General features: G+C 31.5%; 32 protein-coding genes. 31 read left to right on the top strand and 1 reads right to left on the bottom strand.

Annotation, left to right across the window (positions count from 1 at the left end; translation table 11 throughout):
* A partial coding sequence (locus tag B5E87_RS09745) for an ORF6N domain-containing protein (protein WP_143746898.1) occupies positions 1-554 on the bottom strand: 554 nt, incomplete at its 3' end.
* A 210-nt stretch (positions 555-764) separates the two neighbouring features.
* Here B5E87_RS09745 and tmk point away from each other — a divergent pair.
* From tmk to B5E87_RS09595, 31 genes are all read left to right on the top strand, one after another.
* Positions 765-1,436 (top strand): dTMP kinase, encoded by a 672-nt coding sequence (tmk, locus tag B5E87_RS09740; protein WP_087244737.1) that lies wholly within the window; start codon positions 765-767, stop codon positions 1,434-1,436.
* A gap of 71 nt (positions 1,437-1,507) precedes the next feature.
* Positions 1,508-1,750: an autonomous glycyl radical cofactor GrcA3 gene (gene grcA3 / locus B5E87_RS09735; protein ID WP_087244736.1), complete on the top strand. Its 243-nt coding sequence runs from the start codon at positions 1,508-1,510 to the stop codon at positions 1,748-1,750.
* Positions 1,751-3,006: 1,256 nt separating this feature from the next.
* Entirely contained in the window at positions 3,007-3,219 is a 213-nt protein-coding gene (locus tag B5E87_RS09730; protein ID WP_087244735.1) for a hypothetical protein, read from the top strand.
* Positions 3,220-3,250: 31 nt separating this feature from the next.
* Entirely contained in the window at positions 3,251-3,838 is a 588-nt protein-coding gene (locus B5E87_RS09725) for a hypothetical protein (RefSeq protein ID WP_087244734.1), read from the top strand.
* A 19-nt stretch (positions 3,839-3,857) separates the two neighbouring features.
* Positions 3,858-4,373: a hypothetical protein gene (locus tag B5E87_RS09720; protein WP_241147161.1), complete on the top strand. Its 516-nt coding sequence runs from the start codon at positions 3,858-3,860 to the stop codon at positions 4,371-4,373.
* 12 nt (positions 4,374-4,385) lie between these two features.
* On the top strand, positions 4,386-4,640 hold the full coding sequence (locus B5E87_RS09715; RefSeq protein ID WP_087244732.1) for a hypothetical protein: 255 nt from the start codon (positions 4,386-4,388) through the stop codon (positions 4,638-4,640).
* 17 nt (positions 4,641-4,657) lie between these two features.
* Positions 4,658-4,936 carry a hypothetical protein gene (locus tag B5E87_RS09710; protein ID WP_087244731.1) on the top strand — a complete coding sequence of 93 codons (279 nt, stop codon included), beginning with the start codon at positions 4,658-4,660 and terminating at the stop codon, positions 4,934-4,936.
* Between the two features lie 222 nt (positions 4,937-5,158).
* Positions 5,159-5,548: a hypothetical protein gene (locus B5E87_RS09705; RefSeq protein WP_087244730.1), complete on the top strand. Its 390-nt coding sequence runs from the start codon at positions 5,159-5,161 to the stop codon at positions 5,546-5,548.
* Positions 5,549-5,551: 3 nt separating this feature from the next.
* Positions 5,552-5,737: a hypothetical protein gene (locus B5E87_RS09700; RefSeq protein WP_087244729.1), complete on the top strand. Its 186-nt coding sequence runs from the start codon at positions 5,552-5,554 to the stop codon at positions 5,735-5,737.
* Between the two features lie 26 nt (positions 5,738-5,763).
* Positions 5,764-6,651 (top strand): hypothetical protein, encoded by an 888-nt coding sequence (locus B5E87_RS09695; protein WP_143746897.1) that lies wholly within the window; start codon positions 5,764-5,766, stop codon positions 6,649-6,651.
* A 19-nt stretch (positions 6,652-6,670) separates the two neighbouring features.
* Positions 6,671-6,895, top strand: a complete 225-nt coding sequence (locus B5E87_RS09690; protein ID WP_087244727.1) for a hypothetical protein — start codon at positions 6,671-6,673, stop codon at positions 6,893-6,895.
* Positions 6,896-6,997: 102 nt separating this feature from the next.
* Positions 6,998-7,216 (top strand): hypothetical protein, encoded by a 219-nt coding sequence (locus B5E87_RS09685; protein WP_087244726.1) that lies wholly within the window; start codon positions 6,998-7,000, stop codon positions 7,214-7,216.
* A gap of 128 nt (positions 7,217-7,344) precedes the next feature.
* Positions 7,345-7,914 (top strand): helix-turn-helix domain-containing protein, encoded by a 570-nt coding sequence (locus tag B5E87_RS09680; RefSeq protein WP_087244725.1) that lies wholly within the window; start codon positions 7,345-7,347, stop codon positions 7,912-7,914.
* Positions 7,904-8,620 carry a DUF6036 family nucleotidyltransferase gene (locus B5E87_RS09675; protein WP_087244724.1) on the top strand — a complete coding sequence of 239 codons (717 nt, stop codon included), beginning with the start codon at positions 7,904-7,906 and terminating at the stop codon, positions 8,618-8,620. Before B5E87_RS09680 ends, B5E87_RS09675 begins: the two co-directional genes overlap by 11 nt.
* A 135-nt stretch (positions 8,621-8,755) precedes the next feature.
* Entirely contained in the window at positions 8,756-9,193 is a 438-nt protein-coding gene (locus B5E87_RS09670; RefSeq protein ID WP_087244723.1) for an aminoacyl-tRNA hydrolase, read from the top strand.
* A 12-nt stretch (positions 9,194-9,205) separates the two neighbouring features.
* Complete coding sequence (locus B5E87_RS09665; RefSeq protein ID WP_087244722.1) at positions 9,206-9,799, top strand: metallophosphoesterase; 594 nt, start codon at positions 9,206-9,208, stop codon at positions 9,797-9,799.
* Between the two features lie 26 nt (positions 9,800-9,825).
* On the top strand, positions 9,826-10,110 hold the full coding sequence (locus tag B5E87_RS09660) for a septum formation initiator family protein (protein ID WP_087244721.1): 285 nt from the start codon (positions 9,826-9,828) through the stop codon (positions 10,108-10,110).
* A gap of 122 nt (positions 10,111-10,232) precedes the next feature.
* Positions 10,233-10,526, top strand: a complete 294-nt coding sequence (locus tag B5E87_RS09655; protein ID WP_087244720.1) for a CRISPR-associated protein Csx16 — start codon at positions 10,233-10,235, stop codon at positions 10,524-10,526.
* A 15-nt stretch (positions 10,527-10,541) separates the two neighbouring features.
* A complete protein-coding gene (locus B5E87_RS09650) occupies positions 10,542-10,727 on the top strand; it encodes a hypothetical protein (RefSeq protein WP_087244719.1) in 186 nt (61 codons plus the stop codon).
* Positions 10,728-10,754: 27 nt separating this feature from the next.
* Complete coding sequence (locus tag B5E87_RS09645; RefSeq protein ID WP_087244718.1) at positions 10,755-11,141, top strand: hypothetical protein; 387 nt, start codon at positions 10,755-10,757, stop codon at positions 11,139-11,141.
* Between the two features lies 1 nt (position 11,142).
* Positions 11,143-11,406, top strand: coding sequence for a hypothetical protein (locus B5E87_RS09640; RefSeq protein WP_087244717.1), 264 nt, complete (start codon positions 11,143-11,145; stop codon positions 11,404-11,406).
* The gene (locus B5E87_RS09635; protein WP_087244716.1) at positions 11,407-11,613 is read left to right on the top strand and encodes a hypothetical protein; all 207 of its coding nucleotides are present in this window, start codon (positions 11,407-11,409) and stop codon (positions 11,611-11,613) included. It begins immediately after the preceding gene.
* Between the two features lie 222 nt (positions 11,614-11,835).
* A complete protein-coding gene (locus tag B5E87_RS09630) occupies positions 11,836-12,147 on the top strand; it encodes a hypothetical protein (RefSeq protein WP_087244715.1) in 312 nt (103 codons plus the stop codon).
* 85 nt (positions 12,148-12,232) lie between these two features.
* Positions 12,233-12,448: a hypothetical protein gene (locus tag B5E87_RS09625; protein WP_087244714.1), complete on the top strand. Its 216-nt coding sequence runs from the start codon at positions 12,233-12,235 to the stop codon at positions 12,446-12,448.
* 103 nt (positions 12,449-12,551) lie between these two features.
* Positions 12,552-13,178: a hypothetical protein gene (locus tag B5E87_RS09620; protein ID WP_087244713.1), complete on the top strand. Its 627-nt coding sequence runs from the start codon at positions 12,552-12,554 to the stop codon at positions 13,176-13,178.
* Between the two features lie 3 nt (positions 13,179-13,181).
* The gene (locus tag B5E87_RS09615) at positions 13,182-14,381 is read left to right on the top strand and encodes a TIGR02452 family protein (protein ID WP_087244712.1); all 1,200 of its coding nucleotides are present in this window, start codon (positions 13,182-13,184) and stop codon (positions 14,379-14,381) included.
* A 19-nt stretch (positions 14,382-14,400) separates the two neighbouring features.
* Complete coding sequence (locus B5E87_RS09610) at positions 14,401-14,997, top strand: hypothetical protein (RefSeq protein ID WP_087244711.1); 597 nt, start codon at positions 14,401-14,403, stop codon at positions 14,995-14,997.
* Positions 14,998-15,000: 3 nt separating this feature from the next.
* Positions 15,001-15,171 (top strand): hypothetical protein, encoded by a 171-nt coding sequence (locus tag B5E87_RS15070; protein ID WP_158095595.1) that lies wholly within the window; start codon positions 15,001-15,003, stop codon positions 15,169-15,171.
* A gap of 75 nt (positions 15,172-15,246) precedes the next feature.
* Entirely contained in the window at positions 15,247-15,606 is a 360-nt protein-coding gene (locus B5E87_RS09605) for a hypothetical protein (RefSeq protein WP_087244710.1), read from the top strand.
* Positions 15,607-16,917: an RtcB family protein gene (locus B5E87_RS09600; protein WP_087244709.1), complete on the top strand. Its 1,311-nt coding sequence runs from the start codon at positions 15,607-15,609 to the stop codon at positions 16,915-16,917.
* A gap of 72 nt (positions 16,918-16,989) precedes the next feature.
* Positions 16,990-17,397, top strand: coding sequence for a hypothetical protein (locus B5E87_RS09595; RefSeq protein WP_158095594.1), 408 nt, complete (start codon positions 16,990-16,992; stop codon positions 17,395-17,397).
* Positions 17,398-17,527 lie beyond the last annotated feature (130 nt).

Below are 17,527 nucleotides of genomic sequence, written 5' to 3'. Positions count from 1 at the left end.
TCGTGTTCAGATATGTATTCAAATATCTGCTCTAACTTCTCGTCCGTCTGCTTCTGGTATTCCAACTGCTTTAATTCCACATTGCTAATACGCTCAAAGAGTAGAGCATTGTTAGCAATAAAACGCCTCATCTCTACAAAAGCATTCATAATATTGATACTTACTTGAATAGCAACATCACTTCTTAAAACTGCTGACAGCATTGCAATTCCTTGTTCTGTAAAAACATACGGCAAGTATCTTCTACCACCTTTTTTGTTGCCATGAGTATCGTTCTCTTTTGAGGTCACAAATTGTGACCTCAAAGCATCATACTCGTCTTTACTTATTTGAAATCTAAAATTATCTGGAAAACGAGCTATATTTCTTTTTACAGCTTGGTTAAAAACTTTAGTTTCTACATGATACAACATAGCTAAATCACTATCCAACATTACTTGCTGATTGCGAACAACATATATTAAGTTTTTTATATCAGATTGAGAGAACTCTATTCCCATAATCCGTGCTTGTTCATCTGCCTGCATCAATGCTGTTTGTTCTGTTTTTGACATATACTCAATCCTTTCAAATATTATATATCTGTCCCTTTGAGGTCACAATTTGTGACCTCAAGTTTTTTATTATCCTCATTATATCATACGATAAAACTATTACCATATTAATTAGGTATAAGTAGGATGAAATATGATAAAATAGTAATAGATAAATATACGAATTGAGATGTGGGTAAGTCCACGTCTTTTTTGTTAGGAGGTAAACAAATGAAAGGAAGAATTTACGCATTAGAAGGAACAGAAGGATGTGGGAAAAGTACAGCTATCCAGCTTGTTAAACAACACCTAGACATCCTCAACATACCATCCGTCATCATCCGTGAACCGGGAGGGCTTGAAGTCTGTGAAGATATCAGAAATATTATCTTCAATCCCCAATATAGCGATATAGATAAAACGACGGAATTATTGTTGATGTTATCTATAAGAAATGAAAACTATCAAAAATCTATCAAACCTTATCTTGAAAAAGGCTATATCGTGCTTTGTGATAGATATGTGGATAGTACGCTTGTCTATCAAGGATATAGATATTCAATAGCAAAAGGAGAGTGGGTTGAAGAAGTTATGAAGGATTTGTTTGGATTTATATTCCCACCAGAACTTTCTAAAACCTTTTATCTTCAGCTCTCTGATGTGTCAGTTGGACTTGAAAGAATCGCCAAGAACCATCGAAATACCAACAAGTTCGATGAGATGGATATCTCATTCCATAGGGAAATTCAGAAGAGTTACGATGCTCTTTATTTTACTGATGTTGATGGTAAGAAGTTTAGAGAAACTATAGATGGAGACCAAGAACCTGAGAAAGTAGCTGAAAAGATTGTGGAAAGGATTTTGGAAGATATTGAAACTGAGAAAGCTATACGAGAAGATTGATGAGCATATCAATCTTCTTTCTTTGTAGTATATGATATACTACAATAGTAAAATCTATGGAGGTGCTTAATATGCTTGCAAGTGAACAACAAGTTGAAAATTTAGTTGGAATGTTAGATGCATATGCTTCAAAAGGAGGACATCATTTAAATGTTAATGTTTTAAACAGAGATACATTAATTGATGCTCAAAAACATCCTGAAAAATATCCACAATTAACTATTCGTGTTTCTGGATATGCTGTTAACTTTGTTAAATTAACAAAAGAACAACAAGATGATGTTATTTCTCGTACATTCCACGAAGCTATGTAATATAGTAGCAGAGGGTCTAAGGACCCTTTTTATTTTGGATAAAACGAAATGATTTGTTGCCTAATTTAGGAAAATATGATATAATATAGACAAAGAAGAAAGGAGAGTACACAATTCTATAACTTATATTTCTTGTACTTTCTTGGCTTCGTGAGAAGTCATTTTTTGTTTCTAATATATAATGGCAATGTGGCCGGAGGGTAGATTATTCAAAAAAGAAACAGTAACCTTATGATAGAGGCATCAATCTATGATAACGGACAATTGAATATCTATTTTCCGACCCTTCCTATTTCCATAAGCCTCAAATAAGCTGAAAAGTGATGTTGGGGAGTAAGAGACTGCGACTGGTGAATTGGTAAACCTCATGGATACGTTTTTAAAACCACTTTTCATGATTCTAAGAAAACAAGGAGGAATAGAGTTTTTGTTAGGTTTTACTCGAAAAAAGGAAAACCGTTGAGCGGTGTGTAGAGCCGACTGTTCGAGAGAGCAAAAATGTCTACGCCGGTTACCTACGCTGTGGTGTGTGTAGTGCTAAGGCTGAAGGAGAAGTGGGAACTCCTAATGATGCAAAAGAATATCCCACGGATGGATACAGTCAATAAGTTTCATGAACGAGAAACGAGCATAATGCTTTTATTATCTGGTGACAGGTAAGAGTTCAAGAGGGATATATTTCTATAACGTAGGCCAATCGACTGTTAGACGTTAGCTCAGATGAGCAGGAAATATATGTTGTGTTTAATTCACGCGGTAACACCACTGGTTGAGGCTATACGGGTCTGTCAACTATATACCTCCTACAGAAGCACTATTTTTTTAGTGTCTAATCTGTAGGGGGTATAGCATCCACTTCCAGGGGTCAAATAAAAAAACATATCCAAAACAAATTAAAGGTTTTAAGGAGGATTGTATCCTAAAATAAGTATAATAATAGCTATAATATGACTTATCTTATATTAGATATGTCTTTTTTTATACTTTTTTTTACCTCTAAAGTTTAGTAATACAATAATTAAAGTATATATATACTATACATTCTGTTCACTATACCTTTATATTACTCATATATAATAGCTTCTTAACACCACATATGAATATCTAATCATATATACATATGTAGTAATACTTTTTTGACCCTAAAATCCTATCCATCATCTCAAAATATGATAAAATATATATGTACAATATAAACGAGCAAAGAGACATGCAACAGGCATGTCTTTTTTTGTTGGAGAAAGGAAGGATAAACTATGGAATGTACACAAGAAATCATCACTTTAGACTGGAATCAAGCAGTCAATAACGCAAAAGAGGAGTTAAAAGCACTTAAACAGATGGAAATTATCTTTGGAAACACAATTACCATCATGACTCGAGTAGTCATCATTGAAGAAGCATTAAAAAAACATGCAAAAGGTGATAATTCAATCGAATTATATCAGCTTTTAGCAGGAGTACAGTAACAATTAAACGCAAGAAAGGAAGTATAAGAATATGATTGATTTAGAAAAACAAAAGAAACACTTTACAAATCATAAAGCAGAATTTTTTGATTATGGAAATATTAAGATATTAGACTTTAAAAATCCTAGTAGTTCACATTATAGAATTAGATTTATGTTTGAAGAGGATTATTGTAAATTGCATATATCTGGTGATTTAGGCGAATTGATTGCTACAAATCACAATAATATGACTTTTGAAAAGTTCAGTGATTTTGTTAATGATGTTGGATATTTTAGAGGGAAAATTAATTGTTTATCAAGGGATATATTTTATTATGATGAATATAAAGCAAGAAACGATTTGAAAGAACTAATAGAAGAATATGAAATAGAAGAAAAACTTATGCTTGATAGATATGATTTTGAAACTATTGATGATGTCATTGATGATATTTTAATTGATTTTAGTGAAGAAACAGGTATCGGAAGTAAGGGATATGATGAATTGTCTAAAGGATTTTATGATGCATATGATGTATGGGAAGTTGCTTCTAATGCAGGAAAAGAATCAACAGGAATTCTTGACTTGTATATGCTTGCTTTTAAATTGGCAATGGAACAACTAAACGATAAATAAAAGAAAAAGGAGTGAAATTATGCGTATTTATCATGGAACAAGTTATGAATTTGGTCAAAACATCTTAAAAGAAGGATTTAATCCTCAAAATCATACATGGGACTGCTCTATGGATGATTGTATCTATTTTTACTATTCATTGGATGACGATGAAGGTGATGAAGAGACTATTAAGGAATTGGCTATACAGAATGCGCAGATAACAGCAGCAGTCAACCACTCACAATCTCCCCAGCTCTTTTTATTCTCTATTGACATTGATGAATCACTGATTGAGGAATTCAAGGATTACTCTTGCGAAGGAATGTCAAATGAGGCTTTAGAGATTCCTGTTAGTTTCTTAAAGGATACAAAAATAGATTATGAAAAGGTTGAAGGGAGATTCATTCCCAGCATGAGTCTTGCATATCTTGCTCCTTTAAGTAAGGATTATCTTAATACAGCAAGTCTCACCACAGAAGAGGAGTATGTCTTGTATGATAAAGACGCCTGTGAAGTATTGGGTGAGGTTTGGGCAAGATGTCTGGCTGGATGATAGGAGGTTTATATGTATCATAATTACATAAAAGACTATATGCGAGACAACAGCATTCAATTTGGTCAGAAGTGTTATTTAGTTGATAATTATTTGGCTGATGAAGAAACACTAGGAGAGGAAGCTTATCTATCCATCTCACCTGATAGTGGACATATTGAATTGCATATACCATTATTCGAAGATGATGAAGGGTATCGACAATGGTTGTTGCTTGAAATATTGCAAGGAGTTGTACAGATGATTCCAAAAGAAAAGCGGGAATAAGAAAAGGAGAAAACACTATGGAAGATGTAAATACATTAAATGAGATTATAGATATGTTGAAAGTCGAAAATAATGATAATTTAGCTATTCCAATATTGTATTATAAAAGTCATTTGCTCATTAACATAGACTATTTCGGTGGTAGTGACATGTTCAAATTCTTAACAGATAAGCTTTTTGAAACATGTCCTCAATATCATTGTAGTTACCATAGCAATATATATGTCTATATTGGTGACATAAGAAATTGGTTGAAAGAATATTTAGAAAAAGGAGAAAAGCATGAACGAGATTAACAAAGATGTAACAAACACAAAGAATATCTCTAATAAGAGACTCTTAATTAAAGAAATTGCAATATTTTGCAAAAAAAAGCGTTAGGAATGGCAATGATACTCTCAGTTTTTTATATTTTTGATTTAACTGAAGCTATGACGTTATTACAAGGTCTTTTTGCGATATTTATATGTGATGCTCTATTAGATAAATATATAAAATAATTCAAAAAGGAGAAAAGCATGGAAGAGAAAAGAATTTATATAGAAGATGATATGCATCATCAATTTGAAGTTGTGGATAAATGGCCACAGAATTACTTGATTTGGCATATTGGATATGATGCTATTCCTGGATATGTTCCATTTTGTCAATTGGACTTCTATCAGCCTTTTCCAGGAGGAAGAAATGTTAATGTAAATACTTTAAAAGCATATAAGACAGATGCTTACAAAGAAATAATGATTGCTGCATCAGGCTCTTGCAGTTTCACTTTAGAAGATATGAAAAAGTATCTTCAAAGATGTCAAAAGAATAAGAAATTGACAAGTTGGGATAGAAAATATGTTCCAAAAGTTGAAGGGGTTGTAAAGATTGTTGAAAGGATTTTGGAAGAAGAGGAGTCAAAATAAGTTATGAGAGAGAATACACATGTAGAAGATTGTGAGTATTGTCCCTTATATGCGATAAGATGTAAACGTTACGGTCGTCCAACACCTCATCAGGAGGTGAATGGTTCTCAACAGTTTTTTAGAGATTATTGGCCAATAAGTTTATTGCTGGGAGGAATAACAATTGTGATAGCATTGTTATGTTCATAAGGAAAAAAGAGAAGGAGGATACAGATATGGGTTATTTCTTGGTTGTAGATAAAAAAGTAATGAAGTATAGCAATGATTTTGATAAGGTTTTAAATACATTAGCTGATATGTATGGAGGAAGAATTTCGATTGATTATTATGGCCTTATGACTAAGAGTGAGATTCTTTCTATGGAATATATGGATATACATGAAGGATGCTATTTCTTTATTTCTAGCTTAGAGCTCAATGATTTTGAAAATAAAACTAAGAGGAATATTAGCATAAACATTTATGATAGTAGATATTTAATGGAATATGTGGATGACGAATACGAAGATGGTTATGCTATTATTGAATGGCTAAAAGCGAATAGAGATAGTTACCATTTGGATTACAGTAAAAGTGACTTCAAAAAATATTGTGTAATGATTAACGAAAACTATATATGTTCATATGATTTAGTAGAAGATGCGTGTAAATTTCTAATGGATGATAAAACTTATAGTATTTTAAAAGTGTTTGATGAAACAAATCTTAAGGATTATTTAGCACATAACCTCTTAGATGTTAAACAAAACTTAAGTAATGATGGATATTTTGAAGTAATAGCTAAGGGATGTGCTCAATATAATATTTCTATAATCGAACTCAATACTGTTTTTAATCATTTTCATAAAGCAAACGCAAAAGCTTTAGCTTGGTATTTGGATAGGGATAGAAGTCAATATAGAGTTGACATCGTTGACTATCAAGATTCATTAACTAAAGCATGTGAAATGCTTGTAAAAATGGCGAGCTGTAAGGATTGTTATGAATTTGTGGAAGAATGTCCTTTTCATAAAGGTAAGGAATATTTAGGAAAAGAAATTTGCCAAGGAGAATGTCACAGCATAGAAAAATGGAAAGAATATTTTATAAAATCTGATGAATAAATAAGGAGGACAATCAATTATGTATACATTAAATGAGTTTGTTGAAAAGTTGGGATATGCAGTATTAATTATTATTTTATTAGTATTTTTTGCATTATTAACAGGAATTCCCGTTTATTTTTTATGGAACTGGTTGATGCCTGAAATATTTGGGTTAACAGAAATTACATTATTGCAGGCTATTGGTTTATCACTTTTATGTAGTCTTTTATTTAAGCCAAACATGAGTAGTAATAAGGACTAAAAAATATAGGATACAATATATATGTCAATATAAACGATGACAGAACATATCTCATCTTGGAGATATGTTTTTTTGTCAATAAAGAGAAGGGAGAAATAAAATATGAAAAAATTATCAAAAACACTAACAAAAATCATTGAAATTACTATCCAATCAGTCATAACAGCTTCATTGTTGCTGACTGCATTGCAACTAGGAGGACAAATACATTGGCCTTTTTGGATTGTATCTTGGCCATTAATAGTCATTGGCATCGCATTTGTTATAGTCACATTGATTTGTATCGGTGGAATAATTTATGAACGTTGTAAAAAAAGATAAAATTTTGCTTGATTTGATGAAGGGAGATAAGAATATTTATAGGCAAAAAGAGAATAATATCAATTAAATACATGATAAAATATTTACATTATATCGGTATACCGTTATAATATATATAAAGGAGAGTGATGGTGATGTCATTAAAAAGTATCCTAAATTCCAAAGGAATGTCTCAATATAAACTTTCACAGCTATGTAATATACCATATACAACTATTAATGATATCTATAATGAGAGAACAAAACTTATGAATTGCTCTGCTGAAACTGTGTATAAAATTGCGAGAGCTTTGGATTTGTCAGTCGACTATTTATTAGATGATTCTCTTAGATGCAGCTTTGAATTATTTAAAAGTAATGTATGCCACAAATTAAAGGAATTAACAGATATAAATTTTGTTATAGAGTTGTTAGAAAGTAATCAAATAAGAGTCTATTATGAAAGAAATTGGTTTCCTGAATGCTTTTACTTATTAGCAACTTTGGATTATGTTTCTAGAATTAACAATATTCCACTTTGCAAGGAATATAATGATATAAGACAACATAAGCTAGAAGATGTCATCTATCCTAGTAGTATTATAGCGATGTATTTGCTAAAACAAGATGAAAGCATTAAACAAGAAGCCTATGAAAATTCTATACCTGAATATAGAAAGTATAATATTGTGGAGAGTGAAATAAGAAATGTCGCATAACGCAGATAAACAATATATAACAAAAAGCAACCTCGACGATTATTTAAAAGAAGTTGCCAAAGAATTCAGAAAAAGAAATGGAAAAGTGCCAGCAGAAATAATCATTATAGGTGGAGGCTCTGTATTAATTAATTATGGCTTTAGAGATTCTACTTTAGACATTGATGCGATTATTCATGCATCTGGTGCTATGAAAGACGCCATTAATCTCGTTGGCGATAGATATGATTTGCCAAATAATTGGCTCAATTCTGATTTTATGAAAACATCTTCATATTCTGATACATTAATTGAAGTATCAAAATACTATAGAACCTTTTCAAATGTTGTACAAATTAGAACAGTAGATGCTGAGTATCTGATTGCCATGAAATTAAAGAGTGGGAGAAAATACAAAAATGATTTTTCAGATATTGTCGGCATATTAAGAGAGCATGAAGAAAATAAAAGTCCAATAACTTTAGATGATATTATCAAAGCTGTTGAAAAACTATATTCATCATGGGAAAGTCTGCCAGAGGATTCAAGAGATTTTATCTATGATATTATGAAAGATAAAAAATATATGGAAGTTTTTACAAAGATACGTGAAGAGGAATTGCAGAATAAAGCAATTATGATTGACTTTGATGAAAAATATCCAAATACGTTGAAAGAGTCTAATCTAGCAGATATTTTGAAAACATTAAAAGAAAAGCGTAAATAATGTATCTATACTTTGTTGTTGATTGGTATTGAAAAAAATCAGCTAAAGAAGATAATTATGATAAAATAAAAGAGAAATGAATTATACGACGAGACACGATATGTGTCTCTTTTTTCTATAAGGAGGAATAAAAACATGAGACAAATCATTATAGTAAGAAAAGACTTGAAAATGTCATCAGGAAAACTGAGTGCACAGGTGGCTCATGCATCAATGGCTTTTTTCACGCATATGTTGAAAATAGCCGATAAAGCAAAATGGAATCAAAAATATAGAATGATATTGAACCTTGATGAAGATTTATATGATGAGTGGATATGTGGCATCTTCACAAAAACTATCTGTGAAGCTAAGAATACCTATCAACTCCTCAAATGCGTTAAAATAGCGGAAGACTTAGGACTTCAGGAAGGGGTAGATTTCTTTTTGATAAAAGATGCCTGTTTGACAGAATTGAAACCTGAAGAAACAGATGAAAAGGGTCAAGGAAGAGTTCTGACATGTATAGGCTTTCGTCCACTTCCAGATGAAATTGCCCATAAAATCAGTAAGAAATATCAATTATATAGATAGGAGATGATGTAAGTGAACTATTATATTTCAGATTTGCATATTCTGCATAAAAATGTCTGTGGAGAGGGAAATAACTTTGATAATCGACCTTTTGAAACAATGAAAGAAATGATGGAATACATCAAATATCACTGGAATAAGAAAATAACAAATGCAGATGATGTTTACATACTAGGAGATATGTGCTGGAAAGAAAATGAGGAAGCTATCCAGTTTGTATCAACATTGAAAGGAAAAAAGCATCTGATTTTAGGTAATCATGATAGATGTAAAGATGGCAGATATGCACAACAGTTTGTTGAGATAGTACCTTATAAGGAAGTGAAAGAGTTCATCAATGGAAAACAGTATAGACTCATTCTATCTCATTATCCTATCATGTTCTGGAATCATCAGCATCGATTAAAAGATAATGTTCCCGTCAACATCCATCTATACGGACACTTACATAATTCTCAAGAAGAAGCCATTTACCAGTCCTTTATTCAGGCACTAAATAATGAGTATCATATTGAGTGTATTGCAAGAAATGTTGGTTGCATGATGCCATATATCCATTATGAACCACGAAACATTCAAGAAATTCTATCATTTCTATCATTATAAACATCTGAGTAAAATGAGGTGAGAATATGGTCAACAGTATAAAAAAGAGCAGAATAAAAGGTATTATCTATATAATGATTTCTATATTCTTGCTTCTTTCAATAGCCATGACAGGGTATCGTGTATATGGATTAAATATGGATATGAAGAGTATTCAAGAAGCTCATGATAGTCTTCAAAGAGAAAAAGATAAATTATCTGAAGAAGTCAAGAATCTTTCATCAAAGGAATATCAGTTGAGGTATGCCAGAGAAAATCATATATTCAAGACAGATGATGAAACTGTTATTAAACTACCTCAAAGCAAGTAGATTCAATGAAATGACTAAAATATTACATAGAGATGTATTTATGTTAAAATAGTATTGTAAATATAAACGAGACAGGGATGTGCATTGCACGTCCTTTTTTTGTCGTGGAAGGAGAGAAAAATATGAAAAAGATTGTCATTACAAGACATCCTGCTCTTGAAGATTTTTTATTAGAAAAAGGAATCATCGAGAATGGAAGCTATGAACTACATGCTCATGCAACAAAGGAAATGATTGAAGGAAAGGACGTCATTGGTGTATTGCCTTTAGGATTGGCAAAATATGCGAATACTGTGACATCAGTCAATCTTATCTTGCCTCCAGATATGAGAGGAAAAGAATTAACTCTTGAAGATGTTCGTCAGTATTGCTCTGACATTGAAACATTTCAAGTCAAAAGTTTAGGTGTTTTATAGAAAGGAAGGATAATTATGAAAGCTTTTGGTTATGATTTTAATGTAGGAATTGATAGTGATAAGGGAGGAGTTGTCTTTGATAAGACAATTGAAGAAGCTATCAATCAAATTAAGCAGGATATTCAAAATGAATACAAAAACAAAGATGTAGAGAGAGCTTTGGCTTCATTACAGGTCTATGATTTAGAACTTGCAATTTAAAGACTTTCAGTTGAAGGAGCGATGATAATGGATTATCAATATTTTAAAATTTACTTTGACGTATTGGCACGTCAGCAAAATATAGAAAAACTGGGATTGACATCTTCAAAAATAAAAAGCGGGAACTTCTTTATAGAATGTTCAGATAATGAAGATTACGTCATTTTGGAAATGGAATTTGAAGAAGAAAAGATAAAATTGTACATCAATTATGATTCGATTTTAGAATTCTCATTCAATTCTTTTATTAAAACTGATTATTTTGCACTCATTTGTCAATATTTAAAGACAAGTTATGAAAAAATCATCAGGATTGGAAAAGATTATGATGAGAATTATCAAAAAAAACCTCAAACCCTCTATTTTCACCCAATATTTCATTACTCAGACATTGGTGGGACCAACGGGAGATGAATTGGAAGTTTCAATAGATTTTTTGAGGAATCGATTCTATCTCAAGACCTCATCTGAGTCTATTCATGATACGCCTCTTGATGACATCATACTTATGGAGAGATGTGATTATGAGGATATGAAAAGACAGGTAGAGGATTATCAGAGATTGATAGATGTACTTACCAGTCAAAGCATCACGAAGCTGGAAAATGGGTATGTAATAGAGAATAGATATTATGAGGATTTGGATAGGTTTTTGGAAGAAAGAAAGGAGCACAAATAAATGGAAGCAACAATGACAACAAAACAAACAAAAAACTGGAAAGAAGTATATGAACATGCGAGAGAACAGATTGCACTATTAAATGTTTTGAGTGAATTTGATAAGAAGTTTGATGGATGGGCTAGAATGGTTCAATTAGAACAAGCAGTTGCATTATATGAAAATGGCAGAAGAAATATTGAACTTTATAATACGATGATTGGGTAGTCAGTCTGAAGACTCACTTTTCTCTACGTCAATGAGTCAGTCAGAAGACTGGCTTTTTTTTGTTATTGCAATGATTGAAGCGATAAAATTTATCTAAAATATTTATCAAATATATAAATTTTTAGATAATCGAGTATAATATAAGAATGAAAGTTACCAAAAAAATCTAATTTTAGAAGTTAAATTCTGGCAACTTGTATATGAAAGGTAAAGGTGATATATATGTCTTTGCAATATGTAAAAGATGTTCTTATAGAAGAACTGGACAGAAAGAATCGCGCCAAAAATGCTTTTGAAACAAGATTAAAAGAGCAATATGCTTTTACGCAGATGAAAATAAAGGTTATTTCTGGAAAGGAATATATATATGCATACTCTTCCAATGAAAAAAAAGATATATACATTGGAAAGAATACAAAAGAAAGAAAACAAAAAATGCAGGAGTTCATTGATATGAGACATCAATTACTGGAAGAATTAAAAAGCGTTAAGTCCGATATACATATTCTTGAAAAAATGATAAATATGATATGACAGATGGGGAATAAGACACCCCATCTTTTTTATATTTAGCATAGAAAAATGATACAATAAAAGGAGAAATAAACGAGGTGATAAAATGAGACTGATTGTAGATATTTATAAAGATACAGGAAAATGGTATACGACATTGATTATCAATAATGAAACAGAAATACGTATGTATGACAAGGATTATGATGATTTCTTAAAGAGCAGTTTTAAGATTCCTGAAGGAGGATATGCTGTTGTAAGAGACAGTGAAGAAAACGAGACATTTCATCAAAGACTGTATACTAGTGAAAAGTTGAGATGATTCCATCAAAATACCAAGGTATTATGGTACAATAATAATGTAATATTATACGAAGAGGGACATGCACAAAGCATATCCTTTTTTTATTGAGAGGAGAGATAAAATGAAACTAAAAATAAATAAAGATTATTATGATGAAGGAATTGAAATGTATAGTACAGAAGAAATTTCATTGAATCCGGGAGTCACTATCCTTGTTGGATGTAATGGATACGGAAAAAGTACGCTCATTTCTATAGTCAAGGGATATTGCAAAAACAATGATATACAACTATTACAATATGATTCAGAAAAGTTGAATTCTGTTCATCGAAATATGGAGTTGTTTTTACATACAAATCAGTTTGAAAAGATTGCTTGGTTAACATCATCGAGTGAAGGTGAAAAACTGACACAAGGATTTTCTGATATCTTATCTCAGGTAGGAGCTTTCGTCCGTCAAAGAAAAGAAGATAAAAAACCTTTTTTTATTACCTTTGATGCAGTTGATTCAGGATTGAGTATTGACGAACAAATAGAATATAACAAGGTATTTCATATGATTCATGAAGATATTAAAGGTCTGGATGGATATATTCTAGTGACTTCTAATAACTATGAATTGACAAAAGGATTTGATTGTATGGATATTTATAATGGTTCAATTGTCAAATTTGATAGCTATGAGGATTATAAGGAATTTATTTTAAAGGCAAGAGAGATTAAAAATAGAAGATACGAGGAGGAATAAATCATGTTCAATGACAATCCATGGAATAGGAAAGAAGAAATGAAGAAAAAAGCATTAAAACACTATCAAGATATGGAAAAGGAGTGTAAAGAGGATATCGAATGCTCTGTAAACAATACACGTCTTTATGATATCAATACCAATACACTCTTAAAAACAGATAGAAAACACTATTCAAAACCATGTCAAATCCACCTCAAAGACATGACGACATCTCAGGCAATCTTTGAAGTCAGAAACAAAGACAAATTAAGCCGTGTTGCGGTCTTGAACTTTGCTTCTTACAAGAATCCTGGAGGGATGTTTTTAAACGGCTCATTAGCCCAGGAGGAAGCGTTATGTCATGACAGTACGCTTTATAATGTACTACTCCATTTTGACAAGACTTATTATGCATGGAATAGAAAGAATTTGAACAGAGCCATGTATGAACATCGTGCACTATACACAGAAGATATTGTGTTCTTCAATGACAATGGACCTTATCTTGTTGATGTGTTAACTTGTGCTGCACCAAACTATGGAGCTGCTTCAAAATACCAAAATGTGACAGAAGAAGAAAACAAGAAAATCCTTAGAGAGAGAATAGAATTTCTTTTTCAAGTTGCCATGACAGAAGGAGCAGATATCTTGATTCTAGGTGCATGGGGTGCTGGAGTATTCAAGCAATCTCCTACATTAGTTGCATCGGAGTTTTTGAGAGCGATTCAGAAGTATCAGTATTCTTTTACAGATATTATTTTTGCTGTACCTAAGTCAAAAAATAAAAATTATGAGGCATTTGCCTCAGTGTTGAAGGATACTGAAGGAGGAAATGAAATGTTAAAAGTGGTTGTAGCTGGTCCAAGAGACTATGAAAATGAGGACTTAGTCAGAAACATCTTAAATGCTGTTTTATCCTTATACAGTGATGAAGATGAAATTGAAATTGTAGAAGGTGGCGCAAAGGGTGTTGATAGAATTGCAAAAAATTATGCTCTAAGCCAGCAATCTTCAAAAATATCATTGAAGGAATTTCCAGCTGACTGGAATCAATATGGTAAGCGTGCAGGCCCTTTAAGAAATCAGGAAATGGCAAAATACGGTGATGTCCTGATTGCTTTTAGATATAAGGATAACCCAAGCAGAGGAACAGAAAACATGATTAAGACAGCTATGGAAGAAGGATTGGATGTCTATATTTATCATGTTGAAAGAGAGTAAATAGAAAAGGAGATTAATTATGGACGAAATACGAGAATGGAATAACCCCAATGAAATAGTTATTAATTATGGTGTTTATTTTTATCAAAATGATGGACAAAGACAGGAATTCTATATTTTTGATATGAAATCATTTCAAAATCAGATTCCTAAAACATTCCATACACTTCTCATGCCTCTTTCTCACCACTCTGAGGACTATGAAAATCGAATTATGGATGATGATTCAGAGATTGGAGTCTATTTGAGAGAATCTGAAATGATTGATGATGGAGACTATGATTGGGAAGAAAATTATTACTCTGATTATAAGGAGTTTTACAGATGGCACAGAATACAATATGACCCTGTCAGTGGAAAAAGATTTGTATGCCATCATGTATTTTCTATGGATGTCAGTGAATTGTTTGAAAGATTGAATGAGGAATATGAAAAGATTTTGCCATATAATAGAAAAACTAAGAAACAACAAAGAGAAATGGAAAGACTTAGTCAAAATATCAATACACTTACGCAGGATTGGTACACTGATGAAAATGGTATACGTAATCCAGTTGAATTATTGATGAATCAATGTTTGTTAACGGAAGATGAAAGGAAATTGTTGGAGGTATAAGAAATGGAAAAGACATATAATTTTACAGGAAAGATAGTGAATACATGTAAAGGTTCTGTGAGAGCCAAAACTGTAGAAGAAGCAAGGCAAAGAATTTTAAATAATGATTATGAAGAAATTTATGATGAATATGATGGAGAAATTACTGAAGTTTTGACTGTAGAAGAGGATTAATTTGGAAAAAAGAATAAGTAAAAACAAATAAGTCGAGACTTAGTTGAGATGTAGTCGAAAAGGAGAAGTCATGTTATGAAAAAATTATATGTTATGAAGTTTGAAGACAATACTTACTATGCTGGGCATGAGCAAAAAAGTAAGTTCATCCATCATGCAAGAATATATACATCATTGTCATATATCAATCAGGCAGCAAAAATGATGGAGAAATTGACAGGACTCAAATATGAAATCAAAGAAATCTATATGTCTGAACAGGCTGATATTGAAATGAAGCTCAATAATTATGAAAAGCTTATGCAGGCATTTAGTGAAAACAAAATATTGTGGCAAACAGAAACAGAGATTACAGAAAAAGGTATTTATGAAGTTGAAGCTGCCATTTATAATATGAAAAAAGAACCAATTATCAAATTATCGGAGGACAAATAAATGTTTGAAATTAAAGGAAAATATAATACAGCGAAAGTATATGGTACAACTGTAGAAAATGAATGTATCAGTCAGATAATGGATTTATGTAATCAAAGATGGCTAGAAGGATGTCAAATCGCTATTATGCCAGACTGCCATGCTGGAAAGGGATGCACTATAGGAACAACAATTCAGCTAAAAGATAAGGTTTGTCCTTCTCTTGTTGGCGTAGATATTTCATGTGGAATGCTAACTATTCAAATTCCAGAACAATTAAACCTGAACTTAGAAAGAATAGATAAATTCATCAATGAGAACGTTCCTGCAGGCTTCAATGTTAATGAAAACCCTATTTATAAACCTCACGAATTCAATATAGAGAAATTTAGATGTTTTAAAGAATTAAAAGAAGTAGAATATCTTAAAAGAAGTTTAGGGAGTCTTGGTGGTGGAAATCATTTTATTGAGATTTCAAAAGATGATTATGGGAATCATTATTTAATTGTTCATACGGGCAGCAGAAATCTTGGAAAGCAAGTTGCAGAAATATATCAAAATATAGCAGATGAATACTGCAATCATGTCAAACAAGACCATCAAAAAGCAAGACAGGAAATTATTAACAAGCTTAAAGCAGAAGGGCGTCAAAAAGAAATAAGTAAAAAATTGGAAGAGTTTGAAATGAATTATAAAGAAGAAAAGAGAATTCCTCATGATTTATGTTATCTTGAAGGTGAATTTGCTAAAGATTATCTTCATGACGTATTGCTATGTTCAGAATTTGCTTCACTAAACAGACAATACATTGCAAAATCTATTTTGGAATTCATTGTAAAGGATAACGGGTTTGATGATGGAGATTTGAATGCATATATTGATGAAATAGGGCCACATTTGTTTATTTGTGGCTTTGATAACAAAACCAAAGGGTTTTCATCATCAGGATTTGAAACTCTTCATAATTATATAGATGAAGACAAAATTCTAAGAAAAGGAGCTATTTCAGCCCGCAAAAATGAAGTTATTCTTATTCCTATTAATATGAGAGATGGTTCTATCATTGGTATCGGAAAAGGCAATCAAGATTACAACTTTTCAGGACCACATGGAGCAGGTAGATTGATGTCAAGAAGCAAAGCTAAAGACAGTATTACATTGGAAGAATTTGAAGAATCTATGAAAAATGTTTATTCTTCTTCAGTATGTCAATCAACAATTGATGAGAGCCCAATGGCATATAAGTCCATTGATGAGATTATTTCCAATATTGAAGATACAGTAAAAGTTGATAAAATTCTTAAACCGATTTATAATTTCAAGGCTCATTAATTTTTCATAAATAAATGATGAATAATGAGCTATCTAGTGGATACAGATATATATTATCTGTATCTTTTTTATATGCTATGGACATGTCTAGCGCTTTTAGATAGAATGGTAAAAAATGAAGAATCACAACGCATGATTGATAATTTCTTCCTGAAGAAAAAGAGCTTGTTTATGCTGTATGATAAGCTAAAGAATGCTGAAAAGAATCTAAAAATAAGATACAGAAGTTTAGGATTGGAAAAAGAATACAAGGAATTCGATGAAATGATAAAAGAATTCAATATCGAAGAAATCCTAGAAATCTATACTGATATAACTGAGGATAATATAGATGAATATTTAGAAGAAGGGACATATGATGTAGCAAATGCATTTCAGTTTCTAGATATGGTGAATAGTCGATTATCAGAGACAGCATCATTGGTGATGGTAAAGACAATGATGATAGATAGGGAGCTGGAAGAAAGGAAAGTCTCTTAAATAATTATGTTATACTATAAGTGTAATCTTAAACGATAGAGGGGGAATAATTTTCTCCCTTTTTCTTTAGGAGATAAAAGAATGGATTTCATTCATTGCACAAATAAGCTATGATATAGAAAAGGAGAAT

It is taken from the genome of Massilimicrobiota sp. An142 (genome assembly GCF_002160725.1).
GTDB lineage: Bacteria > Bacillota_I > Bacilli_A > Erysipelotrichales > Coprobacillaceae > Allocoprobacillus > Allocoprobacillus merdigallinarum.
This window is presented reverse-complemented; position numbering and strand designations above follow the sequence as displayed.